A 26,369-nucleotide genomic window follows, 5' to 3' on the forward strand; every position below is an offset into this window, starting at 1 on the left:
GCAGGTTTCCGCTGAGGCCACGGGTATCAGTCGGGCAAACCAAGGCTCCCCTTACCAGATCCTCGGGGGGAACCATGGATTCCATCAACGTGACCACGACTGCAGCCGTCGGCTCAGCCATGGTCGGCGCAGGTCTGTCCATCGTGGGGACGCTGGCGTACCTGCTCGGCATTCGCCGCGGGTCGACGACCCCTCATCGGGGGAGTTGGCTGGTCTGGAGCGCCGTTGCACTGATCGCCGCCTGCGCGCACGCGGCGGCCGGTGGTCGTTGGGGGCTGGTCGTCCTGGTGGTGCAGGCGGCGTCCACGGTGACCGTTCTGGGTGTTGCCGTGCGCGGCGGGGTGGGTGGGGTCGCGGCGGGCAACGTCGTGCTGCTGGGCGTCGCCGGAGTGGGGATCATCGGGTGGCAGCTGGTGGACGACCCTCTCGTGGCCACCTGTTGTGTCGCCCTCGCCGATGGGGCGGGCCTGGTGGCCATCACACCCAAGATCTGGCGTGAACCGGATTCCGAGACCGGCACGACGTATGCCCTGGCCGCGCTGAGCGGCCTCTCGGCCGTGGTCTCGGTTCGCTCGCGGGACGTGGCACTGCTGTTGTTCCCGGCCTACTTCTGCCTGGGCAACGCGGCCATTGCGCTGCTCATCGGCTGCCGCAGACGGTGGCGGGGGCGCTCGCGAGTTCGTGACCTCGGCGTCGTGCCATCCGTCGGGGCCGTTCATGAACGGTGCCCCGTCACGGTTCAACCGTGACGGGGCACCGCCGGGTGGACCGGGTCGACTCAGCGCGCCGTGGTGGAGCTGGGTGAGACGATGCGCGTCACACTGACCTTCGCCCCTCGGTTGTCCTTGACCGTCAGGGTCACCCGCTTGGTGGTGCCGGACCTCACGGTGATGGTGAGCGTCTTGCCGGTGCCCAGGGTCGTGGTCCCCGACGTCCAGGTGTACGTGGCGATGGAACCGTCGAGGTCGGCCGAGGCCGAGGCGTCCAGCACCACGCGATTCGTCGTCCCGGCCTTGCGCTTGAAGGTGAAGGCGGCCTTCGGGGCGATGTTCGGTGCGATGGCGTAGCGGGTGAGGTAGGACGACATCCGCGTGGCCATCGCGGTGTAGCCGGCCGCGGTGGGGTGACCGGACTCCGCCGCCAGGCTCGACCCGGTGACGGCGATCGGGTTGACCTGTTCCGACGAGGTGCACAGCTCGTGACCGGACAGCGCGGTGAGCATCGAGATGTACTCCACCTGTGCCGCCTTGGCCCCGGCCGCGAGGGCCTTGTCCAGGTCGACGAGGTGGGCGCGCAGTTCGGCGAGTCGTTCGCTGGTCAGATCCGAGCACTCGGCGAGCGCGGCGGGGCTGGGGGCGGCGTAGATCTGGGGGTAGCCGACGACGATGAGCCGGGCCTTGGTGGCGCTCTTGACCTGGGCGAAGACCCGGGCGAAGCGGCTGGGCAGCACATTGCGGGTCAGGGTGCGGGCGGCGCTGAGGGTCTCCGCGCACTGCTGACCGGTGCGGCAGGCCTTCATCACACTGCCCAGCCGGGCGTCGTTGGCGCCGATGGTCAGGGTGACCAGCGTCGGCTTGGGCGTCATGCTGCGCAGCTGGGCCAACTGGGCGGGCTCGCCGTTCGTGGCGGTCGTGGTGATGCTGGTGGTGTTGGCACCCCCGCAGGCGATGTGCCCCGCGATGGTCGAGGTGTGCCCGCCGTTGGTGGTCTCCAGCGAGAGCCCGCGGGTTGCGGCGAACACTCGGGGCCAGGCCAGGGCGGTGCGGTGGCACGAGCCCGAGGCGACGTCGAAGCCGGCCAGGCTGGTCGGGCCACCCTCGCCGGCGGCGAAGGAGTCGCCCATGGCGACGTATTGGGTGGTCGCTGCGCCGGCGGTGGCGATGCCGAACGTGCCACTGGCAGCGAGTCCGGTCAGGCCGAGGGCCGTGGCAACCGGTAGGGACAGGCGCGAAAGGGTCGTGCGACGCATGAGGATGACTCCGCCAATCGGTAGTCCGATGACAACGGTCGGGCTGGTTCCGTCAGTACCCGGCGCACGGTGTCGTGGCCGCCGATGCGCGCCCGTCGGGCGGCATCGTGAGTCCTTTCCTAGCACAATTGTCGACCCTGGGTAACATTTCAATCACGATGAGTAGTCATCTTGTGGTGTTCCGAGCAGAATGTGTGGGGAATCCGATCAGGCCAGGCGAGCGGCCGTGGACGCCGTCCCGAGCCACGAATGGGGGTTGCCCTCCCAGCACCAGCCGAGCTTGGGAGCCCTGCCGGAGATCCAGAGCGCAGGTACGCGCTTGGCGTTGCCCGGGTCTTCCCGGCGGGAGCCCGCCAGGGAGAAGCCGTGGTTGGGCTGGAGCAGGGCCGGCGCCACGACCTGGACGGCGAGCCCCTCGCTGATCGTGAGCGGACTGCGACCGCGGGAGAGCAGGGTCGCCACCGCCTCTCGCGGTGCCTCTCCTCGGAACTCGTCGCCCCGGTCGACACCGACAAGGGCGTAGAGGTCGGCCGGCGGCTCGGCGCCCGGGATCGGGCGGTACGGGGTGAGTCCGGCCTCGCCGTGGTTGCGGTCGAGGATTCCGGGCGTCGTGCGACCCGGCAGGTGCACGGTCTGCAGCATCGCCTCGGCGGGCGCGGTGCCGACCACCAGGGCGAAGGGCAGATGACCGGCTCGCTCGGGTGCCCCAGGCAGGGTGCACCACGACTCGATCGCCGACCACACGGCGTCCAGTGCGGTTCGGAACCGTTGCGGGGTCAACCCGGCCAGGCGCGGATACCCCTGTTCCAGCAACAGATCTCGTTGCCGCGAGAACTCCACCGTGAGGTCGGGTCGGGTCTCGAGTGTCATGTCGTCTCCTCACGCGCCGACGCGGCCGCCAGAGCGCGCACCGCGCGAGCGCCGCCTGGGCAACGTCGTCCGAACCCGTGGCTGTTCCCTGCCGCGTACCCTGGATTCTCGTGACCGAACCGACCACCGGGCCCCTGAGCCTCGACCGCACTCGCGTCGCCTATCAGGGCGAGCCGGGCGCCAACTCCGACGCCGCTGTCCGCGAGGTCTTCCCGCAGTTCGCCCCGCTGCCCTGCCCGACCTTCGACGACGCCTTCGAGGCGGTCACCACGGGCCTGGCCGAGTTCGGCATGATCCCGATCGAGAACTCGATCGCCGGCCGGGTGGCCGACATTCATCACCTGCTGCCCGAGTCGGGGCTCTTCATCATCGGCGAGCACTTCGTGCCGATCCACTTCCAGCTCATGGTGGTGCCGGGCACCCGGCTCGAGGACATCCGCCACGTGCGCAGCCACATCCACGGCCTGGCGCAGTGCCGCAAGATCGTGCGGCAGTACGGCTGGACGGCGCACGTCGCCGACGACACCGCCGGTGCGGCGCGCGAGGTGGCCGAGCTGGGCGATCCGAGCATCGCCGCGCTCTCGCCACGCCTGGCGGCCTCGTTGTACGGGCTCGACATCCTGGCCGAGAACGTCGAGGACGAGCACCGCAACACCACCCGGTTCCTGGTGCTGGCGCGTGAGCCGCGCGACTACCCGGCCGGCGACGGGCCGATGATCACCACCTTCGTGTTCCGGGTGCGCAACGTGCCGGCCGCGCTCTACAAGGCGATGGGCGGCTTCGCCACCAACGGGGTCAACATGACCAAGCTGGAGAGCTACCAGCTCGGCGGCACCTTCTTCGCCACGCAGTTCTACTCCGACGTCGAGGGGCACCCGAAGGATCCGTCGCTGGCGCTGGCCCTCGAGGAGCTGGGCTTCTTCTCCGTCGAGACCCGGATCCTGGGGACCTACCCCGCCAGCCCGTTCCGGGCGCAGATCGCCGAACCCGCGGAGAACCGAACGCTGCGGCCGCAAACGCCCCGCTGAGACCGTCCTTCCGTGATCATGCAATTCGTGCACACTCGAATGTCGATGGCGCTCTCTAGGCGTCTCTGGACTGAGTGCTAGACAGCGCGAGACGAGGCGATCGACGCCGAGTCCGACCGTGATACCGGGTCGTCTCTGACGTCCTCTACACCTTTATTGCCAATCACCAAGAGATCGGTAGAGAACGCTGGCTGCCGCCAGTCCCCGTCAGCCGAAGCTGCGTCGGACGAGGTCGAGCGCCTCGGTCTGCCCGATCCCCAGCGCTCGCAGCCGGACGACGAAGTCGACCGCGGCGCGCCGTGCCTCCTGGTGCACCTGGTCGCCGGAGACGAAGGTGCCCGAGCGGCCGCGGGTGTCGAGCAGGCCCGACTGCTCCAGCTCGCGATAGGCGCGGGCCACGGTGTTCGGTGCCAAGCCGAGGTCGGCGGCCAATCGGCGCACGGTCGGCAGCTGATCCCCCGCACGCAGCGTCCCGTTGTCGACCATCGCCGCGATGCGCGCCTTCAGCTGCTCGAACGGCGGCTGCGCGGCGTCCGGGTCGAGGTGGATGACGAGGTCGCTCATACTGCATCCTCGGCTGCGACCTGCTGTGGTCACAACCTGCGGCGCATCGGCGAGGTCGGCCGAGGCCGTGGGGACGGAACCGGCGAACCGGGACAAGCTGCGACACGCTCGCGTCGTATGGCTCAATCTCGGGTTCTCGCTAGACGCCCGGATACCGTTTCAGAATGGACCCGGTTCGCAATCCCTATGCCCCCGGAGCAGGCCAGCGCCCGCCCGAGCTCGCCGGTCGCGACACCGAGCTGGCCACCTTCGACGTCGTCCTCGAGCGGGTCGCCAAACGCCGTCCCGAGCGCAGCGTCGTCCTGACCGGGTTGCGCGGCGTCGGCAAGACCGTGCTGCTCAACACCTTGCGCTCGGCTGCCGTGCGGCGGGGCTGGGGCACCGGTAAGCTCGAGGCCCGCCCCGAGCAGTCGTTGCGCCGTCCGCTGGCCGCTGCGCTGCACCTGGCGGTGCGTGAACTCGCGGCGCCCGCCTCCGAGGCCGAGCACGTGCTCGGCGTCCTGAAGTCCTTCGCGCTGCGCGACAACGCCCCCACCGCCAAGTTGCGCGACCGCTGGCAACCCGGCATCGACGTCGCCACCGTGCCCGGCCGCGCCGACTCCGGCGACATCGAGATCGACCTGGTCGAACTGTTGGTGGACGTCGGTGGCCTGGCCGGCGACGTCGGGCGCGGCGTCGCGGTGTTCATCGACGAGATGCAGGATCTGGCGCCGGACGATGTGTCCGCATTGTGCGCGGCCGCGCACGAGATCAGCCAGACCGGCCTGCCCTTCGTCGTGGTCGGTGCCGGGCTACCGCACCTGCCGGCGGTGCTCTCGGCCAGTAAGTCCTACAGCGAGAGGCTGTTCCGCTACGCCCGCATCGACCGGCTGGACCGGGCGGCGGCCGACCGCGCGCTCAGTGCCCCGGCCAAGGAGGAGGATGCCGAGTTCACCGCCGAGGCCCTCGAGGCGATGTACGAGGCCACGGCCGGCTATCCCTACTTCGTGCAGGCCTACGGCAAGACCGCCTGGGACGTCGCCCCGCGCAGTCCGATCACGGCGGACGACGTCCGCGTGGCCGCCCCCGAGGCCGAGGCCGAGTTGGCCGTCGGCTTCTTCGGGTCACGCTTCGAGCGGGCCACCCCCGCCGAACGCGAGTACCTGCGGGCGATGGCCGATGCCATGGACGCCGACGGTGGCGCGACGGACGACCCGGACGCCACGGCCTCGACGGCGGAGGTCGCCAAGGTGCTCGGCCGCCGTGCGCAGTCGCTGTCGCCGGCCCGAGATGCCTTGATCAAGAAGGGCTTGGTCTACAGCGGCGAGCGGGGCCGGATCGCCTTCACCGTTCCGCACTTCGGCCGCTACCTGCGTCGCCACGGCGACTGAGGCGCTGTCGAGCATCGTCGCCCGTGATGATGCGCACCAGATTCGTCAGAACTCGGCCTGGAGTGCGAGGAACCGCCTCTCGACGCAGGTTTCGACGAATCTGGTGCGATACATCTCCCGCGCGTCGCTGCCGGTGCCGCGCACGCCGATCGAGCATGATCGCCCAGGTGATGGCGGCCGGACACCGAGCGCTCGGGGCGGTGTTCGGGCTCGGCTACGGCACAGCCATGGGCCTTCCGGTCGTGGGGGCGCTGGGCTGCGGTGTCCTGGCCACGGTCACGGCTGCGGGCCGGCTCTCACCGGACGTCGACCTGCAGCGGGGCTGGCGGCTGGCCGACCGCTGGACCCCCGACGAACTGTTGGGCCGTCATGGCCCGATGCAACACCGCGGCCTGACCCACTGGTGGGGCCTGGCCCTCGTCGTCACCGGGCTGTGGTGGGTGGCGGTGCTGCCGCTCGCCGACAGCGGGCGCGGCGCCCTGCTCGCTCATGGCGCCGGGGCGCTGCTGGCCGGGTGGTGCTCTCACCTGGGTGCCGACCTGCTGTTCGGCAAGGCCGACCGCCGCAGCGGGCGCGGCCCGGGGATCCCGCTGCTGCCGTGGTGGGGACACGTCGGGCTGTCGCTGAACGTCGGTGGCGTGCTGGAACGGCTGGTGAGCGTGGCGCTGTGGGTGGTGGCCGCCGGTCAGGTGTTGGACCTGGTCGGCTTGCTCGACCGAGTGCTGGCGGCCGGCCGCACCGTCGCCGGCCGCTGACCGGCCCTTGCGTAGACCAGCAGCTGCAGCACGGTGAACCCGGCGAGCACGCTCGCCGAAACCCCGTAGCGATGGGCCGCTGGGCGGGTCCGTCCGAGCGGCTCGGCCCGGTGCGCCCGGCCGGTGTGCGGCAGGATCGGGGCATGGACGACGACTCGATCATCCGGCCGCTGCACCCGGACGACGCCCCCCGCCTGGCCGAGCTGCTCACCCGGAGCCGCGCGTTCATGGCACCGTTCGAGCCGGAGCGGGAGGAGGACTGGTTCACCGTGGCGGGCCAGGCGCTGGCCGTCGAGCGCTCGTTGGCTCAGCAGGAGGCCGGTCAGGTGGTGGCGAGCGCGATCCTGTCCGAGACCGGCGAGGTGGCCGGTCGGATCAACCTGAACAACATCGTGCGGGGGGCGTTCCAATCCTGCTCGATGGGGTATTGGCTCGACGAGGGCCACACCGGGCGAGGGCTGGCGAGTCGGGCCGTGGCGGCCATGGTGCGGATCGCCTTCGTCGACCTCGGTCTCCATCGGGTCGAGGCCGGGACGCTGGTGCACAACACGGCATCGCAGAAAGTGTTGCTGAGCAACGACTTCCAGCAGTTTGCGCTGGCCCCCAGTTACCTGCGCATCGCGGGACGATGGCAGGATCACCTTCTGTTCCAACGGATCTCGCCGATCGACTGAGCCGGCCACGCACCACGAATCGGGAGGTGAGCGGTGGACGTCGTCCTGGTGTCACCCGAGATCGCCACGAACACCGGGAACATCATCCGGTTGTGCGCCAACACCGGCGCGAGGCTGCACCTGGTCGAGCCCCTCGGCTTCTCGATGGACGACCGGTTGCTCAAGCGCGCGGGCCTGGACTATCACGACCTGGCCAGCGTCACGGTGCATGCCGATGTTGCCGCGTGCCTGGCGCGGCTGGGGCCGGCGCGCCGGTTCGCCTTCACGGCGGCGGCGGCCGACCGCTACGACCGCATGGCGTTCGCCCCGGACGACGTGTTCATCTTCGGTGCCGAGCGATCCGGCCTGACCGCCGACCAGTTCGACGCCCTGGGGCCGGTGCGCAGACTGCACCTACCGATGCGTCCTGGTAACCGCAGTCTCAACCTCGCCAATGCCGTCGCCGTGGTGGTCTTCGAGGCGTGGCGCCAGCTCGACTTCGCCGGTGCCGTCACCCCGGTCGATCGGCTCGGGTCCGGCCTGACCAGCGAGACCCTCACCAGCGGACCGTTCGACCACTGAGGCGGCCACCGACTCGGCGGTACCTCGCCGGTGGCGCCCCCGCCGTCGCGGCGGAGTCGGTCGGCCGGCGAGAAGCCGCGCCAGATGAATGGGTACGTGTGCCATCTCGAATCCCGTCCCTCCCGGAGCCGCAGCCGGCGGCTCCTGCTCACAGGAGGCGCCGAGGCCGTGGGCGATACATCCGCGGGAGATCCGTGATGGCTGGGAGGGGCGGCGACGGCGACGGGTGGGTGTGCAACCCCGGCGTCGCCGGCGGCGTCCTCGCTGATGACGTTGGTGTGACGCTGCTCGAGAGCGGGGTGGGGAAGGTGGCACGTCGCGGCAGGCATCGATCCACCGTGGTCGTCCTGGTCTGGCTGGTGGTGCTGCTGGCCGCGGTGGGCTGCCGGCCCGCCTCCGACATCGAGCAGCCGGCCTCACCCGTCCCGGTCACGACCGCGGTCTACGGCTCCTCCCGCGCCGGCCGTCCACTGACCCTGACCGTGGTCGGTGACCCCGCGGCGACCCGTCGGGTGTTGGTGATCGGATGCCTGCACGGCAGTGAGCGCGGCGGCGTGCCGATCGCGGCCGACCTGGCCCGGCGGCGCCCCCCGGACGACGTGGCCTATCTGGTCGTGGTGCATCCGAACCCGGACGGCGAGGCCGCCCGGACCCGAGGCAACGCCGCGGGGGTGGACCTCAACCGGAACTTCCCGAGCTGGACGCCGAGCCGGCCGAGCACCCCCTTCTCCTCCGGTAGCGGTCCGCTGAGCGAACCCGAGTCGGCTGCCCTGACCCGGGTGATCCTCGACCGTCGTCCCACGGTCGTCATCAGCTACCACCAGGCGCTGAACCTGGTCGATGCCTCGGGGACGGGTGGCGAGGTGCTGGCGACCCGGTACGCCTCCACCGCCGGGCTGGCGGTACGGGCGACCCCGGCTCACCCGGGCAGCCTGCCGACCTGGCTGGCCGCGGTCCTGCCGGGCGTGGTGGTGCTCACGGTCGAGCTGCCGTGGACCGTCACGCCGGTGCTCGCCGATGCCCAGCTGCGCGCCATCGAGGCCGTCGCCGCGTCGCTGTGAGGGCGAACGGGTGAGGTGTGGGGGCACAGCTCGCGGTGGGCTGCCGGCGGCCGACGGGGTCGGTGTCCTGCCCGCGTCACGCTCGGCCGCGGCCGGCGAGAGGGAGCGCGTGGTGATCGGTCAGACCGTCCACCGGACGACGCTCGCCACCCCGGTGTGCCGTCCGCCGGGTTCGTTCACCCCCACGCCGGCGCCGTCGACGCCACCGGTCGCGGAGGAGCCCGGCGAGGTCGGCAGCCCGGGCTGGGACGCCGTGCTCGACGTGATGGCCGAGCTGGTGGCCGGCGACGGTGACGGTGGCGCGGACCTGTACCGGCAACTGGGCCGCAGTCTGCGCGGGGGCCAGCCCGGTGCCGTCCGCTCGCCCCGGGACGCCGCCCTGGTCGAGGCCGGACGGGAGGCGGCCGCAGCCGGGTCGGACGTCGAACCGGGTGCGCTCGCTCCGGCGTCCTCGGCGGCGGTGGCGGCGGTGGCTGCTCGGGCGGGGTCCCCGCTCGGGCTGGTGCTGACGGCCTACGCGCCGGGCGTCGTCCGGCCGGAGCCGGATCCGATCACCCCGACCCGGGGGTGCCCGCGTGCGGCAACGTGCCGCGAACGCCGGGTCGCGGGCCGTTGTCAGCGGTGCGGTGAACGCCGCGACGGCTGAGCCCCTGGGCCTCTGGGCCTCTGACCCACCTCAGCCGAGGTGCTTGCAGTAGAACGTCGTCGGCGCCAGCACGCCGTCGGGTCGGGCCGAGTGCGCCGGGACGACGCCGTACGGGTGCCAGCCCAGCGACCGGTAGAGCGTCTCGGCCGGGTTGTCGGTCTCGGTGTCGAGCAGCAACAGGGTGAGCCCCTCGGTGCGGGCGGCGTCCTCGAGTGCGGTCATCAGCGCCCGGGCCAGGCCGCGACGCCGCGCGCGGCGGTGCACCAGCAGCTTGACCACCTCGCCCCGGTGTCGCCCGTTGGGGTAGTCGGTCCGGGCCAACTGGACACACCCGTCGAGTCCCCCGTTCGCGCCGCGGGCCAGCCAGATCGTGCGGCCGGGCAGCTGACGGCGCCAGAACGCCGACGCCTCGCCGAGGCTGAACGGATGCAGGAAGCCCATGCTCGCCCCGTCGTCCAGGCTGTCGCACAACAGCTCGGCGAGCTCGTTGATCAGGGCATCGGGCGGCGGCGCGGCGTCCGGGTCGAGACGCTCGATCACCGTTCACTCCAGGGCTCAGGGGTGAGCACATCCTGCCGGAATCCACTCGGCCGGGCATCACTGAGCCCAACGGGTGTGTCCGTGGCGAAGAGTGAATTTGAAGATCCGTAGAGTCAGCAATTGACACGTCAATCGAAATGGTTTACGTTTCAACTAACAATCCCGAGATCACGAGGAGCACTTCTCACATGAGCGCCTTTCCCGCCGAGCTGACCGGTACCTGGGACATCGACGCCGCCCACTCGACGGTCGGCTTTGCCGTCAAGCACGCCGTGGTCGCCACCACGCGCGGCAACTTCGGCGTCTACGCCGGTGGCGCCACGATCGACGCCGAGAACCCCGAGAACTCCTCGCTGTGGGTCGAGATCGACGCCGCGTCGGTCAACACCGGCAACGAGCAGCGTGACGGCCACCTCAAGAGCGCCGACTTCTTCGATGTCGAGAACAACCCGAAGATCACCTACAAGAGCACCTCGGTGTCGGTCAAGGGCGACGAGATCGTCACCGTCGGCGACCTGTCCATCGGTGGCCACACCGCTCCCGTCGAGCTGGTCTGGGAGTTCGGCGGCATCGCCAAGGACCCGTGGGGCAACACCAAGGCCGGCTTCGAGACCTCCGCGACCATCAACCGCAAGGACTGGGGCCTGCAGTGGAACGCCGCCCTCGAGACCGGTGGCTTCCTGGTGGGCGAGAAGGTCAAGCTGGTCATCGAGATCGAGGCCGGTAAGCAGGCCTGATCCAGCGTCACCCCGAGGACTCGAGGTCGAGCAGCCACTGCTTGGCCTCGAGTCCTCCGGCGTACCCGGTGAGTCGGCCGCCGGCCCCGGTCACCCGGTGGCACGGCAGCACCAGGCACAGCGGGTTGGCGCCCAGCGCCGTCCCCACCGCCCGGGCCGCACCCGGCCGCCCGATCCGTCGCGCCAGCTCGCCGTAGCTGGTGCGATCGCCGTAGCCGACGGACGCCGCCAGGCCGGTCAGCACCTCGCGCTGGAACGGCGCGGCCAGTACCGGCTCGAACGGCAGGTCGAGGGTGTGGCGTCGTCCGGCCAGGTACTGCTCGAGTTGGCGGCGGACCTCGTCCAGCCCCGGACCGACCCCCCGGAGCACCCGCGGCGAGACCGTACCGGCCAACCGCCGCAGCACCCCGCTCGCGCCGCCCAGAGCGGTCGAGCCGGCGTAGGTGCAGGCCAGCAGGACGCCGTCCCGCCGGGTGGCGAGCAGCAGGTCGCCCACCGCCGTGGGTTCGATCAGGTAGGTGACGTCCGCGCCGTCCGGCTGCGGCGGTCCGGCCGCCTCGGCCGGAACGGTCACGGTGCCCAGGGCGCGCAAGGCGTGCTCCAGTCGGTCGCTCATCGGGACTCCTCGGGTCGATCGACGGCTTCGGTGGTGGTGCGCAACCGGGCCAGCCCGTCCGAGACCAGCCGTCGGGTCGCCCCCGGTGTGGTGCCCAAGGCGCGGGCCAGGTCGGCGTGATCCAGATCGACGATGTAGCGCAAGGCGATGGCCGTGCGCTGCCTCTCCGGCAGGTCGCGCACCGCTCGCCACAACCCGCTCGCGCCCGACTCGGCCAGGCGGGACTCGACGACGGCGACGTCCGGGTCGAGGCCGGATCGTGGCGGGCGGTCCGGCAGCGTCTCGACCGGCACCGCCCGCCTGGTCCGGGCGCGATGGGCGTCGGTGGCGCACCGACTGGTGATCGTCAGCAGCCAGCCCCGCAGGTTGGTCGTCGAGCGCAGCGTGGGGTAGGCGGCGAGGGCCTGCGTCCACGCCTGCTGGGCGACGTCCTCGGCGTCCGTCGGCCCGGCCAGGGCGTACGACAACCGGGCCACATCGCGCCAATGGGCGTCGATCAGGTCTTGGAACGGCGGCAGGCTCACGATGAACACAACGCTAGGCCCGCCCGATCTGTGAGGGACGCTCCAATCCTTCGATCTTCGGCGATTCCGCGCCGCCGTTGTGCCACCATCACGTGCCGTGAAGGTCCCCGCCGCGCCGTTGCGTCCTCGGGTGATCGCGCATCGCGGCGCCAGCGCAGACCTTCCCGAACACACCCCCGCCGCCTACCAGCGGGCGATCGAGGACGGCGCCGACGGCCTCGAGTGCGACGTGCGGCTCAGTGCCGACGGGCAGCTGATCTGCCTGCACGACGCCCGGGTCGACCGCACCTCCTCGGGGCGGGGATCGGTCTCGGGGCTGTCGGCCGAGAGGCTCGCGGCGCTGGACTGGGGTGGCTGGCGGCTCGGCCCGGACGCCTCGGCCGACCCGATGCCCGGATGCCGCGACCTGCTCACCCTGCGCGCGCTGTTCGACCTGGTCCGCGAGGCCGGCCGACCGCTCGAGGTGGCGATCGAGACCAAGCACCCCAACCGGTTCGGTGGCCAGGTCGAGCAGGCCTTGGCCGGCCTGTTGGCCGAGTACGGCTGGGATGGTCCGGACGCCAGGGGTGCCGCGCATGACGCGGTGTCGGTGCGGATGATGAGCTTTTCGGCGATGGCCGTCCGGCGCATGCACCGGCTCACCCCCCAGCTGCCGCTGGTCTACCTGATGGAGCGGATTCCCCGCATGCACGGCGACGGCTCGTTGCCCGCCGGGTGCCGGGTCGCCGGGCTGGACATCGCCCTGGTCAGGGACCGTCCCGAGTACGTCGCCGACCTGATCCGCGCCGGCCAGGAGCTGCACGTCTGGACCGTCGACGAGCCCGATGACGTGCGGCGTTGCCTCGACCTCGGGGTTGCGGCGATCATCACGAACCGGCCCCGCGAGGTAGCGAGGTGGATCATGGCCGACGACCGTCCGGGTGGTCTGGCGGGGGCTGGGGCGCTGGAGGGGTGAAGGTCCTCATGCGCAAGGCGCCGGGGCAACCTACAGTCGCGGACAGGAGCCCATTCGGCGAGACCCACCATGACAGGGGTTTCACAGGTCGCGACGACGGGGTATTGAAGTCCGAGGGAATCGTTGTCATCGAGCCGAAGGGGTATCGAGGATGAAGACCTCGAATGCGTGGGCACACCCCAACGCGATGCCACCGGCAGAGGTGTTGCGCCTCCCGCATCGGCCCGACTCGGTGGCCGTCGCGCGACGCACGCTGCGGGCCGCTCTCGGCCGGATGGGGCTCACCGAGCAGGTCATCGACGATGCCGAGGTCGTGGTGTCGGAGCTGCTCGGCAACGCCGTCCGGCATGCCCGGGCCATCGCCGGCGGGGTCCTGGTGCTCGGCTGGCAACTTCGGGGTGGGCAGCTGCAGTTGCGCGTCACCGACGGCGGTTCCGGTCGAGTGGTGGAGGCTCAGGAGGCCTCGCTCACCGCCGTCTCGGGCCGTGGCCTGCACATTGTCGAGCGCCTCACCGAGGGCTGGGGCGTGACCGACCATGCCGGCGGTCTGCGCACGGTGTGGGCCGTGTTGTCGCTCGATCGGGCGCCCGCCCTGCGCCTGGTGCGCTGACCGACCTCGAGGTCGGAGCCGACCGCCCGAGGAACGCCGGCTGCCTGGATGGCTGGCTAGATTGGGACCCCCGACTCGAGGAGTCCGCGTCCCATGGGCAAGTCCGCGCGCCGCGCCACCAGCTCCGCCACCGCCGTGTTCGACCCGACGCTCGACCCGACCGAGCCGGTGCCGGTCGTCGGCATGCGCGAGCCGTGCCCGTGCGGGTCGGGCAAGCGGTACAAGGCCTGTCACGGCCGGGCAGCCCGGTTCGAGGCGACCGCACTGGTGACCCGCCCGTTCGCGGGACTGTCGGGAGAGTGTGACTGGGTGGCGTTGCGCGAGATCGTGCCGGCGGCCACCGCCATGGTGCGCACCGTCGCCGAACACGGTGCCCGGGATGTCACGGTCTCGACGGTGCTGCCGCTGGCCTGGCCCGGCCTGCACCGCGCCGACGGCGAGATCTTCGTCGGGCTGCAGACCCAGACCAACTCCGCGGACGCCGGCCGTGACGTGGCCTACGCGATCCTCCAGGCGCTCGCTGCCGAGCCGGGCACCCCGGTCGGCGAGGGCGCCGCCCCGGCCGGGACGCCGCGACTGCAGGAGGTGCTCGACCCCTCGGTGCCGTTCGAGGTCACCGTGCACGACGGGTTCGACTTCTGGATGGCCCGTGACGTCGAGCTGACCACCGAGGCACGCGAGTCGATCGAGCGCGCCAACGCGGCCGTCGTCCCCACGCGCCGGTTGGCCTCGGTGTCGGCGGCCTACTGGTGCGCCGTCGGGCAGCGGCGCCACCTGCGCTGGGTGTTGCCGCACGACGAGGACGTGCTGCTCGACGGCGTCGCCCGGCTCCACGCCGCCGGAGCCTCGGCGATCATGGACGGCGCCCGCTACGTCGGGGCGTTCCGCTCCGCCGGCCTGGTGGTGCCGGTGTGGGATCTGCCGGAGGACGCCGAGGCCGGTGACCTCGAGGCCCCGGCCGAGGCGTTCGGTGCGCGACTGGCCGAGGCGATGGCCGATCAGGCTCCGCTGACCGCACTCGAGCGCGGCGCCCGCGCCGGGGTGGTCTCTCGCCAGCTCACCCTGCGCTGATCGGCCGAGAATCCGCCGGGACGCCGCCGCTCGGGCTGACTAGGCTCGCCTCGATGAACACCAGTGCCTCGAGCAACCCCGGCCCGCTGTCTCGGCGTCCGTCCGGGCTCGCGGCGATCATCCCGGCCTACAACGAGGCCGATCGGATCGCCGAGACCGTGCGTGCCGTGCTGGCCCTGGACGGCGTGCGCCGGGTCGTCGTGGTGGACGACGGATCGCAGGACGCCACGCTGCGCCGTGCCGGCGAGGTCGGCGCGATCGCCGTCCGGCTTCCCCACAACCTGGGCAAGGGTGCCGCGATGGAACACGGCGTCACCCGACTATCGCGATTCGCCGACGCCGACGAGCTGGCGTAGTTGTTCGTGGACGCCGACCTGGGCTCGACCGCCGCCAACCTGGCCCCGCTGGCCGCCCCGGTGCTGGCGGGTGAGGCGGACATGTCCATCGCGATCCTGCCCGCCCAGGCCCGCGCGGGCGGCGGGCGCGGGTTCGTGGTGCGGTTGGCTCGCGAGGGCATCCGGCGGGCGACCGGGTGGACGGCGACCCAACCCTTGTCGGGCATGCGGTGCCTGAGCGCCGAGGCCTTCGCGGCGGCTCGCCCGCTGGCTCACGGGTGGGGGGTCGAGACCGCGCTGACCATCGACGTGCTGAGCGCCGGGTTCACCGTGGTCGAGGTGCCGGTCGAGCTGCACCACCGGGTCACCGGAGCCGACTGGGCGGGGCAGGTCCACCGGGCGGCCCAGTATCGCGATGTCGCCCGGGCGCTCGCCGTCCGCCGGCTCCGGCGGGCCACCCCGCTGCGGGTGCTGGCGCGGGTGCCCCGGTGGCGGCGTGCGGGCTGACGCTCCTGCTCGTCGCGCCGTCCTGCTCGGCGCCGCGAGCCTGGCTCTGCTGGTGCTGTCGGCCGTCCTGGGTGACTCCGCGGCCGTGCCGGGGCTCGGGCCGGCCACACCGACGCCGCCCTGGGACGTCGCGGCCCACCCGGACTCGGCGACCGTCACCGTCCTCGGTGTGCTGGCCTACCTGCTCGGGGCCGGGGCCGTCTGGTCGGGGTTGCGGGCGATCGGCAGGCCGAGCGGTGAGCGGGTGCTGCCGGGCCGGGTGCTGCCGATCCGCTGGTTGGTGGCGGCGGGAATCGGGGCCGCGCTGCTGCTGACCCTGGTGCCGCCGGCGGGTTCGGCCGATCACCTGTCCTACCTCGCGTATGGCCGGATCAGCGCCGCCGGGGACGATGCCTACCTGGTGGCGCCGATCGAGTGGCGCAGCGGTACGGACCCCGTCGCCGGCGCCGTCCAGCCACCGTGGCAGCACACCCCGAGCGTGTACGGGCCGGTGGCCACCGGGCTGTTCGACCTGGTGGCTCGCCTCGGCGGCGGTTCGCTGCGGCTCAGCGTGTGGTGCTGGTCGCTGGTCTGTGCGCTGGCGTTCGCGGCCGTGGCCCTGCTGCTCGATCGGGTACACCGCACGGACGACGTCGCCCGGGCCCGGGCCGTGGTGTTGTGGACGCTGAACCCCCTGCTGCTCGGCCAACTGGTGCTGGGCGCCCACGTCGACGTGGTGGCGACCGCTCTGGCCGTGACCGGCCTGGTGATCGCCTCGCGCTGGCCCGCTCCGGCCGGGATGCTGTTGGGCGCCGCGGCGGCGATCAAGGCCCCCTACGCCCTGTTCGGGTTGGCCGTGGTGTGGAGCCTGCGTGGGGTGAGCCCCGATCAACGGCGCCGGCTGCTGGCCAACGGATTGTTCGGTGCGCTGTTGGTGGTGGTGCCCGCCTACGCGTGGGCCGGCCCCCACGTGGCCGATCAGCTGCGCACCGCCAGCGGGTTCACCTCCATCGCCTCGCCGTGGCGGGCGGTGGTGAACCTGGTCGAGTTGGTGGCGGGCCGCGGCGCGATGCGCCCGATCGTGGTGCCGTTGGCGTTGCTGACCGCGGCCGGGTTGGTGTGGGCGTTGCGTCCCCGATGGCGCGATCTCACCTCGAGCCCTCGCGGGTCGCGGCCGACGGCCACGGCGGAGGCCGCCGCTGCCGCCGTGATGCTCTGCGGCGCCTGGGTTCTGTGTGCCCCCTACGCCCTGCCCTGGTACGACGCGATGCTCTGGGCGCCACTGGCGCTGGTGCCCGCGGTGGGATCCCTGGCCGGCCTGGAATCGATGGTGCTGGTGCGACTCACGGTGCTCGCCCTGGCCTATCTGCCGGGCCGTGTGGTGGGGCTGTCCGCGAGCGTCGAGACGCTGACCCTGGGCTTTCGCCGCTACGTGGCGCCGGTGCTGTTGCTCAGCGCCGTCCTGGGCGTGGTGCGGTGGGGTCGGGCACCTCGTCGCCGCTCGCCCGGGCCGTGATCGCGATCAACAGCGGCACGGCGAGCAGCCCCGCCGCGGGGGGGATCGACGTCCCGGAATCGTTGGCGGCGAACGCGATCGCGAGCAGGACGCCCAGAGCCACCAGGCCATGGGTGAGCAACGGCACGCGCTGGTAGGCGGTCTGCAGCGCGCCGAACCGGAACCGGGCCGGGTCGATCAGCACCCAGACGAACAGGGCCACGGCCACCGGGATCAGCATGGTCAGCGGTGAGGAGGTCAGGATCTCGAGGTTCTGCATTCCCTTGCGGCGGATGACGTTCCAGGCGCCACCGTCGATCGCCGTCTGCACGAAGCGCCCCAGGTGGGTGCGGTCGGCGTCGGGCCGCAGCCAGTCCGCGACGGCCACCGCGGCCACGAGGAGCACGGTGCCCGAGGCGATCAGCAGTGCACGGCGCCAGGTCACCCGCAACCCGGACAGTCGCAGCGCGAGCACCGCGAAGGCCGGGATCAGCGCGGGTGCGCCGCCGACGTCCGCGCCGAGGCTCGGCAGGACGTCGATCACCGCCGCCAGCAGACCGACCACGCTCACCCCGATCACGGCCGGCCGGACGCCGCGGGGCAGCAAGACGTCGGCCACGGCCAGCGCGAACAGCAGGACGGCGGCGCCGAACACGGCGAACAACGGGTTGCCGAACCCGTAGAACCGCCCCGCGATCAAGGGTTGGCCGCCCATGATCGTGGTCAGTGACAGCGGCGAGCCGGCGGCGACATCTGCGGTGAGCACGAGCGCCGTGAGGGCACCCACGGCCCCGGCCGGGCCGAGCACCCGGCGTCGCCACGGCCCGACCAGGGCGATGGTGGCCAGCGCCACCACCCAGCTCATGACCACCAACCCGAGGATGGAGCCGGGGGAGTCCGCGCGCCACCAGGGAGCCAGCCCGGCCAGCACCGTTGCCGCGGGCAGGCAGCCACCGGCGATCCCCACCGCGTGCAACCCGGCCCGCAGCCGGCGGTGCAGCGCGGGGGTCCGCACGATGCGCAGCAGCCAGGCGAGCACGATCGCCAGGAACGCCTCGATCACGACACTCACCGCCACCACGGGGCCGAACAACGGCTGCAGTTCGACGGCGGCCAGATCGAGGTCCAGTAGGTGCTCGAGCCGATCCGCCTCGTCGCCCGAGGTGCCGGTCGAGGGGTGCACCGGCGAGCCGTCCATGGTGGCGGGCACGGTCACGCCCAGCAGGTCCAGGATCGTCGGGGCGACGTCCGTGGTCAGCACCAGGCCGTCCTGGCGGGTGCTGGGGCTGAACAACAGGGCCGGAGGATGCTGTCCGCCACCGGGGCGAGCGCCGACGATGGCGGTGAACTGCATCCGAGCGCCACTGGCCCCACCGGCGGAGCCGGCGGGCTCCGAGGGCGTCGATGCCGCCCTGGCCGTGGCCGCGGTGGCGGCGGGGTCGTCGGCGAGCGAGGTCACGATCACCGTGGCGGCGTCCGGCAGGGCCTCGAGGATCAAGGTGAGTCGGGCGTCCAGGTCCTTCACTGCGGTGGTGCGCTCGATCTCGGTGGCAGCGGTGAGTGGGCCGAGATCGATCGCCAGGACGTCGGGCCGCGTGGCCAGCGCGGCCTTCAGGGGTTCGTCGGTGTCCAGGATGTCGTCCGCCGCCCAGGCGGGGGTCGTCGTCCCGTCGGCGCGGGCCAGCCCCAGGACGGCGCCCGGACCGATGGCGGCGCTGCGGCGGCCCGCGCGGGCGAGCGCCTCGCCGAGAGCGCCCGGCTCGGCGTCGAAGCCCTGGGCCGCCGCGCGATCGCGGTAGTCGGCCCACCGCAGGGCGCGGCCGACACCGCCCGGGGTGGGTAGATCGAGCGTGGGGACGAGGCAACTGCCGTCGTCGGCGCGGGCCGCATCGGCGCGCCGTCCGGCGGACAGGGCCAGCCAGCCGTCCACCGGGCAGGCGGTGAGCTCGACGCTGCGCGGCACCAGGGCGGCCAGGGACCCGTTGGCCAAGAGGGCCTGCAGGGCAGGCGTGTCGATGTCGACATCGTCCCAGCGCAACCCGGCCGTGCCGAGCAGGACGACGGGGCCGGGTACCGGCGCGGTCGCTGCGCCGGCCGGCCCGGCGACCAGGCCCAGGGTGATGAGGAGGGCGCCGAGGGCGGCAACGGCTCGGCGCAGGTCCCAGGTCACCGGCTCAGCCTAGGCCGGGCGGTCCCCGGGACGGCGGTTGTCGGTGGTGACCGCCAGAATGGCGCGGTGACCATCGAGCGCCCCTCGCGCGTCTCCGTCCCAGCGCTGGCGGCGCCGGCGGCGCTGATGGTGTTCGCGCTCTCGGCCGCGCAGGTGCTGTTCCGCTACCTGCTCACCTACCCCGGCGAGTTGTGGCAGCTCGATCTCGAGGTCTACCGGGACGGCGCGACGAGCCTGCTCATCGGCCGGCCGGTCTACGACTGGCTCACCGGGGCGCCGCAGTTCCTGCCGTTCACCTACCCGCCGTTCTCGGCGATCGCCGCGATTCCCCTGGCCCTGGTGCCGTTCGCCGTGGCGGGGTGGGCCTGGTCGGCCTTTCAGCTGGTGCTGCTCTGGTGGAGCACGGGGATCGCGTTCCGCCCTCTGATCGAGCGTGCCGGGCCGTGGGGCACCACCGTGCAGGCCCTGCTGGCGGCCGTGCTGGTTCACCTGGCACCGGTGGCCGACGGGTTCCGGTTCGGGCAGGTCAATGCGGTGGTGGTGGCGCTGTGTCTGGCAGACGCCGCGCGCCGCGGGGTCGAGCGCGACCGGTGGTGGCCGACCGGATCGTTGGTGGGACTGGCGGCGGCGATCAAGCTGACCCCGGCGGCCTTCTGGCTGCACTATGCGGTGGCCCGGCGGTGGCGTGCCCTGGGCGCCTCCCTGGCAGCTGCCGCGGGCGCGACGCTGGTCACGGCCGCGGTGGCCCCGTCGGCGAGCGTCGCGTTCTGGACCGATGCGATGTGGGATCCGGCGCGACTCGGCCCCAACGCGGGCGTGTCGAACCAGTCGGTGCGCGGGGCGCTGCTGCGGATCGGGCCCTCGACACCGGCGGTGCAGTCGGTGGTCTGGCTGGTGATCGTGGCCGTGATCGGCGTCCTGGGCTATGGCCTGTCGGTGCGGTTGCACCGGATCGGCCAACCGGTGGCCGTGGTGGCTGCCGTGGGCATGGTCGCGGTGCTGATGTCGCCGGTGTCGTGGATCCACCACTGGCACTGGGGGATCGCGGTGATCGGTGCCCTGATCGGCGACGGGCGGGTGCGAGCCCGACAGATCGCGGCGGCGGCCGTGACCGTGGTGTTGCTGCTGCCGCTGCCGTGGTGGGGCGGATCCTGGCCGGGGCATGGGCCGTTGGTCAGCGGCGTGGGCCACGTGGTCGAGCAGTCCTACACGCTGCTCGCCGTGGCGGCGCTGGTGTTGTTGTGGCGCCTGGTCGCGCGCCCTGCCCTGGCGGCTGACGCCGGATCACACCGGGGTGGGGACTCCAGCGGCCGACAGGAGCGTGAGCACCGCGAGGACGGCGCACACCGTGGCGCCGATGCGGCGCACGCGGGACAGGCGGACGAAGCGCAGTAGCGTCCGCCCGGCGATGGCACCGATGCCCGAGACCAGCAGCAGCGCGAGCCAGGCTCCGGCGAACACCGAGACCGGGTCCTGATAGCGCACCACCAGGCCGGCGGTGAGCAACTGGGACAGGTCGCCCCACTCGGCGAGGAAGAGGACGAGGAAGCTGGCCCCGACGGCCCGCAGACCGGAGACTCCCTGGCGCAGCTTGCCCTCGAACTCCTGCTCGGTCTCCGCCTCCTCGGTGTCGGCCTGCGCGGCGCCGCGCCAGAGCACCAGGGCTCCCACCAGGAACAGGACGCCGGCCGCCGCGGTCACCGGGCGGTGTGGCAGTCGCGTGAGCAGCCCGCCGAGGGTGACCGCGATCAGACACTGGACGGCGAACGCCAGGCCCACACCGATCCACGTCGGCAGCGGGCGATAGCGCGTGGCCAGCACGAGGGTGGCCACGAACGTCTTGTCCGGCAGCTCGACGGGGACGATGAGCAGAAATGTGGTGAGTGCGACCGCGATATCCATCGGGGCGCAGGGTATCGGTCCCGTTTCCTCACGACGACGGCGCCGACGTTCCCGTTCGCCGAAGGGTCAGTGTCAGCGGGGCCGAGGGGGCGCCACGGTGTCGTGCCGGGACAGCGTCGAGGTACCCCGGAGAGCGGCGGTCCGGTCGTGGACCCCGACGATCCTCAGGGCGCGGTCGAAGCAGTCGGCCGCCTGGTCAGCCAGGCCGAGAGCCACGAAGCGATCGCCCAGGTCGCGCCAGGCTCGTGCCGTGGCTCGGGTCTCGATGGCGCCGCTCAGCGCCGCGACGCCGGCTCGATACTGCCGCAGCGCGCGCTCTCGGTCGCCTCGAGCAGCCTCGACGTCCCCGAAGATCGTCAGCGTCGAAGCAGTCTCCTCCTGCTCCTCGGCGGGGGCACGGTCCGCCGCGAGGCGAATGAGTGCCAGGGATTCCTCCTGGTGGCCGAGCAGCAGTTGTGCCATGGCGGCCGTGCGCTCCCAGCGCATCCGGTCCACCGCGCTGCCGAGGTCCTCGAGGTGGTCCTTGGCTGCCCTCAGGGTCTGCCACGACTCCTCCGCTCGGGGTGGGTCGGCACCCAGCAGGAGTTGACCGGTGGAGATGCGCAGCCGGACCAGGTCACGGCTGTTGGAGGACTCCGAGAGCTGGACCAAGGCCTTCTGCGAGAGATAGATCGCTTCGTCCACCTCGCCGAGATCATCCGCGACGATGGCGGCGTTCCAGTAGATCGACGCCTGTCCTCGGGTGTGCCCACTGGCCTCGGCCTCTTGGATCAACGACCGCGCCCAGGCCATGGCATGGGTCAGATCACCGACCTCGGCGTAGGCCCAGAGGAGGCTGGCGGCCAGGCGGTAGTACTCCTCGGTGCCGTGCAGCCCCTGCCTCGTGATGGCGCCGAGTGCTGCCTCACCCACCATGAGTGCCCGATGGAAGTCGCCGCTGTCCGCGTGACACCTGAACAGCGGTGAGGCCACGGTGCTCACCGGAAGATGAGTTGTCCGAGAACAGGTGCGTTCGAAGAGGGGGGTCAGCAGCGTGATGGCCGTGGTTCGCTCGCCCGTCTTCTCATGGGCGTGGGCCAGCAGTAACTGAACCTCGTCCTCGTTCCGCACGCCGAGGAGCCCCTCGCCGAGCAACTGAGTGAGCCGGTCGCGCGCGTCGTTCTCTTCCCCGTGTGCCATGGCCAAGCGGGCGTAGGCGATCTCTAGTTCGATGCGACGCTCGCGCTCCGAGACGCGGCCCTCCCAGAGCCGAGTGGCTGAGCACCCGAGACGTTTGGCCAAGAGTTCGACAACATCGCGGCTCGGCAAACGCTTACCGGATTCCAGCAGCGACACATAGCTGGGTGAGAGCTCGTCGCCGGCCAACTGGGTTTGGGTCAGCCCTGCCTCTCGACGGAGGCGTTGGAGACGGCTGGCGAACTCCCGTTGATCATTTGTGACTGGAACGTCGGCACTGGTTGCCATGCGCAATCACTCTCCGTCCGTGAGCATGCACGCAAAGAAGTGACTAGTGCGCAAAACGGATGACTCTGTCACGATGCACCTTGACACCAAGTCAAAAGAGCCTGTGACAGCAGACTCGCATCGTGAAACGGAGACACTCATGTCGCGCACTCGTCGTTCCCTCGTCGCCCTCCTCGCCGCTCTTGCACTTGCCCTGACGGGCGGTGTTCTCACCAGCACCGGTAGCGCCGCCGTGACGGCTGGTCACAGTGGTTGCTGCTGAATGTAAATCCCTGACGAATCCTCAAGGAGCCTGACCAGAGGCTCGAGTGAGGACGCGGCAGGGGGTCCGGAGTCGATGGCCCGAACGACTCCGGACCCCCTGCCGCTTTTGTGTGCCCTGGGAGAGTTCACCGCGGCCAGGGCGGCGCCTCTCTCAGGGCGCTACGCCAGACTAGTCATAATTCGCGTGACTCGCCAGTCATTCGCTGGATGACAATTCTGGACCCCTACGGTCATACGGCGCCGCGTCAACTCAGTGTGCGATGGGGCACCCGTGTGCGCACGATGGGTCGGTAGTGAACGAGCCGCCGACGAGTCGGCGACGTCAGTCCCGACCCAGCCGGTGGTCCAAGGGTCCGGAAACGACCCGGAAACGATCCGGAGACGATCCGGACGGGCCGCGGACAGTCCTCAGCAGCGGACCGTGAGGGCCAGGGGGTCGGCGCTGGCCCGCAGCACGCGGGCGGTGCCGGCGGCATCGCCGTCCAGCTGAACGTGCAGGGGGTGTTCGGCGCGGATCTCGACAGTCCTGGCGCGCAGGTGCTGGACCACGGGATGCCCCCGGCGGCTGCGCGTGAGCACGGTCGCGATCACGGCACCCCAGCCCACCACACCCCGCGGTGCCACCACGGCGAGGTCGAGCCAGCCGTCGTCCAGCTCGGCGTCCGGCATCAGCGGGAAGCCACCGATCAGCTCGCCGCAGTTGCCCACCAGCACGCTGCGGACCCAGCGGTGGACGACCTCGTGGTCGTCCAGCTTGATCGCCACCCGGACCCGCGGTCCGCTGAGCTTGCGGGTGCCGGCCAGGATGTAGGCCCACCAGCCCACCCGCTGCTTGAGCTCGTGTCCGACGCTCGCCATGACCTCGGCGTCGAAACCGATGCCGGCCATCACGCAGAAGATGTCCCGCACCGGGTCGTGGTCCTCACCGGAGTGATCGATCTCGACCCGGGCGACGTCGACCCGCCGCTCGCGAGTGCCCAGGGCGATGTCCAGGGCGGCGTCCAGATCGGTCAGCGGTAAGGAGAGATTTCGGGCCAGCAGGTTCCCGGTGCCGGCGGGCAGGATGCCCAGCGGGGTGGAGGTCCCGGCCAGGCCGGCCGCCACGGCGCGTACCGTGCCGTCGCCGCCGTAGGCCAGAACGGCCGCCGGCTGCTCGGCCAGGGCCTTCTCGGTCATCCCGGTTCCGGGGTCGTCGACGGTGGTCTGCCACCACGTGGCGGGAGCCAGGTCGTGTGCGACGGATCGGCGGGCGAGCCAGGCGGTCTCGGCGTCCAGATCGGTGATCTTGGTGGGATTGACCACCACCGCGACATGAGGACGCTGCGTCGTGCCGTCCGTGCGGGCGGCCAGGGCGGACTTCGGTGCCCGGCGTCGCCGGGACCGCCGCACGGCCAGTCCCAGCGCGGGCAGGACCGTGCCCAGGACGACCACGGTGACGGCCCAGGTGATGCCGCCGCTCCCCATGTGCCGACCGTAGCGCCACCCGGGCGCTGCCGCTGAACCAGGCGGGGCACGACCACAAATGAGTGGCCGGACGGCCGCGGGTCGATACCTTGGGGGGGTGATCGACCTGCGCCTGCTGCGCGAAGACCCTGACATCGTCCGTGCGAGCCAGCGCGCGCGTGGTGCCGACGAGTCCCTCGTCGATGCGCTGCTCGCCGCCGAGGAGCGACGCCGCTCGAGTCTGGCCGGGTTCGAGCGTGCGCGTGCCGAACAGAATGCCCTCGGCAAGCAGGTGGCCAAGGCCTCGGGAGAGCAGAAGGCCGCGCTGCTGGCGACGACGCGCCACCTGGCCGAACAGGTCAAGGCCCTCAAGGCCGATGCCGAGGCGGCTGCGGCCGAGCTCGACGCGCTGACCCTGCGTCTGGACAACGTGATCGAGGACGGCGCGCCGTCCGGGGGCGAGGACGACTACGTCGTGCTGCGCGAGGTGGGGACGCCGCGCGACTTCGCCGCCGAGGGGTTCGCCGCGCGTGACCACCTCGAGCTCGGTGAGCTGATCGGGGCCATCGACACCGAGCGTGGCGTCAAGGTGTCGGGGGCACGCTTCTACTTCCTGACCGGCGTGGGCGCCCGACTCGAGCTGGCGTTGTTGATGTGCGCGGTCGACCAGGCGGTGGCAGCCGGGTTCAGCCCGATGATCACCCCGACCCTGGTCAAGCCGGAGGTCATGCGCGGCACCGGATTCCTCGGCGCGCACAGCGACGAGATCTACCACCTGCCGGCGGACGACCTGTACCTGGTCGGCACCAGTGAGGTGGCGCTGGCCGGCTACCACAGCGACGAGATCATCGACCTGTCGGCCGGCCCGCGGCGCTATGCCGGCTGGTCGGCCTGCTATCGGCGCGAGGCCGGCTCGTACGGCAAGGACACCCGCGGCATCATCCGGGTGCACCAATTCCACAAGGTCGAGATGTTCAGCTACTGCCGGCCCGAGGACGCCCACGACGAGCACCTTCGGCTGCTCGCCTGGGAGGAGGAGATGCTCGCCAAGGTCGAGCTGCCCTACCGCGTGATCGACGTCGCGGCCGGTGATCTCGGGTCGAGCGCGGCACGCAAGTACGACTGCGAGGCCTGGGTGCCGAGCCAGGGCCGCTATCGCGAGGTCACCTCGACCTCGAACTGCACCACGTACCAGGCGCGCCGGCTCGGGGTGCGTGAGCGCAACCCGAATGCGCCCGACGGCTCGACCCGCCCGGTGGCCACGCTGAACGGCACCCTCGCCACCACGCGGTGGATCGTCTCGATCCTGGAGAACCACCAGCAGCCGGATGGCTCGGTGGCCGTGCCGAAGGCCTTGCAGCCCTACCTCGGCGGGTTGGACGTGCTGGCGGCGCCGGGGGCCGCCGGCTGATGCTGATCGCCCTCGACATCGACGGCACCATCATCGACTGGAGCGAGAACCTCTCCGAGCGGGTCGAGGCGGCCATTCGCGGGGTGGTCGAGGCAGGCCACGATGTGGTGCTGGCCACCGGTCGCTCGCTGTGGGGTACCACCGAGGTGCTGCAGCGACTCGGTCTGACGACCGGCTGGGCGGTGTGCAGCAACGGGTCGGTCACCCTGCGCCTGGACCCGCGCCGCCCGGGTGGGTACGCCATCGCCGATGTGATCACCTTCGACCCGGCGCCGGCACTGAAGCTGTTGCGCGAGTATCTGCCCGATGCGTTGTACCTGGTCGAGGGAGCCGACGTCGAGGGCGACCGGCTGGTGACCGCGGCCTTCCCCGACGGGGAACTGACCGGACCGGTTCGGATCGTGCCGTTCGAGGACCTGCTGCACCGGCCGGCCACGCGTGTGGTGGTGCGCAGCGTCGAGCACACCAATGAGGAGTTCGGTGAGCTGGTCGCCGCCAGCGGGCTGCACGGGGTCAGCTATGCCGTGGGCTGGACGGCGTGGCTCGACCTGGCCCCCGACGGTGTGAGCAAGGCCAGTGCGCTGGACGTCGTCCGCGCCCGGTTGGGTGTCCCGCGGGAGCAGACGCTGGCCGTGGGCGATGGCAGCAACGACCTGGAGATGTTCGCCTGGGCGGCCCGAGCAGTGGCGATGGGACAGGCGCGGGAGGATGTGCGTGCCGCAGCCGACGAGGTGACCGCCTCGATCGAGGATGACGGCCTGGCTCTGGTGCTGGAGCCGCTGCTGAGGGCTGTGTGACAGACGTGACGGGTGCGACACGCGCTAAGAATTGAGCTGAGAGTAATCGGT

At 71.6% G+C, this 26,369-nt stretch carries 26 protein-coding genes and 1 pseudogene; 17 read left to right on the forward strand and 10 right to left on the reverse strand.

The window, feature by feature from the left end; all coding sequences use genetic code 11:
• The first annotated feature begins 89 nt into the window (after positions 1–89).
• Positions 90–749 carry a hypothetical protein gene (locus IPK24_20970; protein ID MBK8077961.1) on the forward strand — a complete coding sequence of 220 codons (660 nt, stop codon included), beginning with the start codon at positions 90–92 and terminating at the stop codon, positions 747–749.
• A 29-nt stretch (positions 750–778) separates the two neighbouring features.
• Here the strand turns inward: IPK24_20970 and IPK24_20975 are convergent, their stop codons facing one another.
• Both IPK24_20975 and IPK24_20980 read right to left on the reverse strand, forming a co-directional pair.
• Positions 779–1,969, reverse strand: a complete 1,191-nt coding sequence (locus tag IPK24_20975; protein ID MBK8077962.1) for an SGNH/GDSL hydrolase family protein — start codon at positions 1,967–1,969, stop codon at positions 779–781.
• Between the two features lie 207 nt (positions 1,970–2,176).
• Positions 2,177–2,839, reverse strand: coding sequence for a hypothetical protein (locus tag IPK24_20980; protein MBK8077963.1), 663 nt, complete (start codon positions 2,837–2,839; stop codon positions 2,177–2,179).
• A gap of 134 nt (positions 2,840–2,973) precedes the next feature.
• Between IPK24_20980 and IPK24_20985 the strand changes: the two genes are divergently transcribed.
• A complete protein-coding gene (locus IPK24_20985) occupies positions 2,974–3,867 on the forward strand; it encodes a prephenate dehydratase (GenBank protein ID MBK8077964.1) in 894 nt (297 codons plus the stop codon).
• A gap of 207 nt (positions 3,868–4,074) precedes the next feature.
• On the opposite strand, the gene IPK24_20990 is transcribed toward IPK24_20985, so the two are convergent.
• Positions 4,075–4,431, reverse strand: a complete 357-nt coding sequence (locus IPK24_20990; protein ID MBK8077965.1) for a GntR family transcriptional regulator — start codon at positions 4,429–4,431, stop codon at positions 4,075–4,077.
• Between the two features lie 164 nt (positions 4,432–4,595).
• Between IPK24_20990 and IPK24_20995 the strand changes: the two genes are divergently transcribed.
• The 6 genes from IPK24_20995 to IPK24_21020 all read left to right on the forward strand — a co-directional run bounded on the left by IPK24_20995 (position 4,596) and on the right by IPK24_21020 (position 9,498).
• Positions 4,596–5,801 (forward strand): ATP-binding protein, encoded by a 1,206-nt coding sequence (locus IPK24_20995; GenBank protein MBK8077966.1) that lies wholly within the window; start codon positions 4,596–4,598, stop codon positions 5,799–5,801.
• A 155-nt stretch (positions 5,802–5,956) separates the two neighbouring features.
• The gene (locus tag IPK24_21000) at positions 5,957–6,556 is read left to right on the forward strand and encodes a hypothetical protein (GenBank protein MBK8077967.1); all 600 of its coding nucleotides are present in this window, start codon (positions 5,957–5,959) and stop codon (positions 6,554–6,556) included.
• A 143-nt stretch (positions 6,557–6,699) separates the two neighbouring features.
• Positions 6,700–7,230 carry a GNAT family N-acetyltransferase gene (locus IPK24_21005; protein MBK8077968.1) on the forward strand — a complete coding sequence of 177 codons (531 nt, stop codon included), beginning with the start codon at positions 6,700–6,702 and terminating at the stop codon, positions 7,228–7,230.
• 33 nt (positions 7,231–7,263) lie between these two features.
• Positions 7,264–7,791 (forward strand): tRNA (cytidine(34)-2'-O)-methyltransferase, encoded by a 528-nt coding sequence (locus IPK24_21010; GenBank protein MBK8077969.1) that lies wholly within the window; start codon positions 7,264–7,266, stop codon positions 7,789–7,791.
• 197 nt (positions 7,792–7,988) lie between these two features.
• Positions 7,989–8,852: a DUF2817 domain-containing protein gene (locus IPK24_21015; GenBank protein MBK8077970.1), complete on the forward strand. Its 864-nt coding sequence runs from the start codon at positions 7,989–7,991 to the stop codon at positions 8,850–8,852.
• Positions 8,853–8,964: 112 nt separating this feature from the next.
• A complete protein-coding gene (locus IPK24_21020; protein MBK8077971.1) occupies positions 8,965–9,498 on the forward strand; it encodes a hypothetical protein in 534 nt (177 codons plus the stop codon).
• Positions 9,499–9,528: 30 nt separating this feature from the next.
• Here IPK24_21020 and IPK24_21025 read toward each other — a convergent pair whose 3' ends face one another.
• On the reverse strand, positions 9,529–9,939 hold the full coding sequence (locus tag IPK24_21025) for a GNAT family N-acetyltransferase (protein ID MBK8077972.1): 411 nt from the start codon (positions 9,937–9,939) through the stop codon (positions 9,529–9,531).
• Positions 9,940–10,226: 287 nt separating this feature from the next.
• On the opposite strand from IPK24_21025, the gene IPK24_21030 reads away from it, so the two are divergent.
• Positions 10,227–10,775 (forward strand): YceI family protein, encoded by a 549-nt coding sequence (locus IPK24_21030; GenBank protein MBK8077973.1) that lies wholly within the window; start codon positions 10,227–10,229, stop codon positions 10,773–10,775.
• Positions 10,776–10,782: 7 nt separating this feature from the next.
• Here IPK24_21030 and IPK24_21035 read toward each other — a convergent pair whose 3' ends face one another.
• Both IPK24_21035 and IPK24_21040 read right to left on the reverse strand, forming a co-directional pair.
• The gene (locus IPK24_21035) at positions 10,783–11,391 is read right to left on the reverse strand and encodes a methylated-DNA--[protein]-cysteine S-methyltransferase (GenBank protein ID MBK8077974.1); all 609 of its coding nucleotides are present in this window, start codon (positions 11,389–11,391) and stop codon (positions 10,783–10,785) included.
• Positions 11,388–11,915, reverse strand: a complete 528-nt coding sequence (locus tag IPK24_21040) for a sigma-70 family RNA polymerase sigma factor (protein MBK8077975.1) — start codon at positions 11,913–11,915, stop codon at positions 11,388–11,390. Before IPK24_21040 ends, IPK24_21035 begins: the two co-directional genes overlap by 4 nt.
• Before the next feature lie 133 nt (positions 11,916–12,048).
• Here IPK24_21040 and IPK24_21045 point away from each other — a divergent pair, with 133 nt between their 5' ends.
• The 5 genes and pseudogenes from IPK24_21045 to mptB all read left to right on the forward strand — a co-directional run bounded on the left by IPK24_21045 (position 12,049) and on the right by mptB (position 16,888).
• Positions 12,049–12,870 (forward strand): glycerophosphodiester phosphodiesterase, encoded by an 822-nt coding sequence (locus IPK24_21045; protein ID MBK8077976.1) that lies wholly within the window; start codon positions 12,049–12,051, stop codon positions 12,868–12,870.
• A 187-nt stretch (positions 12,871–13,057) separates the two neighbouring features.
• Positions 13,058–13,480 (forward strand): ATP-binding protein, encoded by a 423-nt coding sequence (locus IPK24_21050; protein MBK8077977.1) that lies wholly within the window; start codon positions 13,058–13,060, stop codon positions 13,478–13,480.
• Positions 13,481–13,573: 93 nt separating this feature from the next.
• Entirely contained in the window at positions 13,574–14,551 is a 978-nt protein-coding gene (locus IPK24_21055) for an SEC-C domain-containing protein (GenBank protein ID MBK8077978.1), read from the forward strand.
• A gap of 53 nt (positions 14,552–14,604) precedes the next feature.
• A pseudogene (locus IPK24_21060) lies at positions 14,605–15,393 on the forward strand (glycosyltransferase).
• Positions 15,383–16,888: a polyprenol phosphomannose-dependent alpha 1,6 mannosyltransferase MptB gene (gene mptB, locus IPK24_21065; protein MBK8077979.1), complete on the forward strand. Its 1,506-nt coding sequence runs from the start codon at positions 15,383–15,385 to the stop codon at positions 16,886–16,888. Before IPK24_21060 ends, mptB begins: the two are co-directional and overlap by 11 nt.
• Here the strand turns inward: mptB and IPK24_21070 are convergent.
• The gene (locus tag IPK24_21070) at positions 16,824–19,037 is read right to left on the reverse strand and encodes a hypothetical protein (protein ID MBK8077980.1); all 2,214 of its coding nucleotides are present in this window, start codon (positions 19,035–19,037) and stop codon (positions 16,824–16,826) included. The two genes, mptB and IPK24_21070, sit on opposite strands and share 65 nt — an antisense overlap.
• Positions 19,038–19,103: 66 nt before the next feature.
• Between IPK24_21070 and IPK24_21075 the strand changes: the two genes are divergently transcribed.
• A complete protein-coding gene (locus IPK24_21075) occupies positions 19,104–20,432 on the forward strand; it encodes a DUF2029 domain-containing protein (protein ID MBK8077981.1) in 1,329 nt (442 codons plus the stop codon).
• Here IPK24_21075 and IPK24_21080 read toward each other — a convergent pair.
• The 3 genes from IPK24_21080 to IPK24_21090 all read right to left on the reverse strand — a co-directional run bounded on the left by IPK24_21080 (position 20,322) and on the right by IPK24_21090 (position 24,131).
• On the reverse strand, positions 20,322–20,939 hold the full coding sequence (locus IPK24_21080; GenBank protein MBK8077982.1) for a TMEM165/GDT1 family protein: 618 nt from the start codon (positions 20,937–20,939) through the stop codon (positions 20,322–20,324). The genes IPK24_21075 and IPK24_21080 overlap by 111 nt on opposite strands.
• Positions 20,940–21,011: 72 nt before the next feature.
• Positions 21,012–22,403, reverse strand: a complete 1,392-nt coding sequence (locus IPK24_21085) for a helix-turn-helix domain-containing protein (GenBank protein ID MBK8077983.1) — start codon at positions 22,401–22,403, stop codon at positions 21,012–21,014.
• Positions 22,404–23,075: 672 nt separating this feature from the next.
• On the reverse strand, positions 23,076–24,131 hold the full coding sequence (locus IPK24_21090) for a diacylglycerol kinase family lipid kinase (GenBank protein ID MBK8077984.1): 1,056 nt from the start codon (positions 24,129–24,131) through the stop codon (positions 23,076–23,078).
• Between the two features lie 97 nt (positions 24,132–24,228).
• On the opposite strand from IPK24_21090, the gene serS reads away from it, so the two are divergent.
• Positions 24,229–25,521 carry a serine--tRNA ligase gene (serS, locus tag IPK24_21095; GenBank protein ID MBK8077985.1) on the forward strand — a complete coding sequence of 431 codons (1,293 nt, stop codon included), beginning with the start codon at positions 24,229–24,231 and terminating at the stop codon, positions 25,519–25,521.
• Positions 25,521–26,318: an HAD family phosphatase gene (locus tag IPK24_21100; protein ID MBK8077986.1), complete on the forward strand. Its 798-nt coding sequence runs from the start codon at positions 25,521–25,523 to the stop codon at positions 26,316–26,318. Before serS ends, IPK24_21100 begins: the two co-directional genes overlap by 1 nt.
• The last annotated feature ends 51 nt before the right edge of the window (positions 26,319–26,369 follow it).

Source organism: Kineosporiaceae bacterium (assembly GCA_016713225.1).
In the GTDB taxonomy this organism is placed as follows: Bacteria; Actinomycetota; Actinomycetes; order Actinomycetales; family Kineosporiaceae; genus JADJPO01.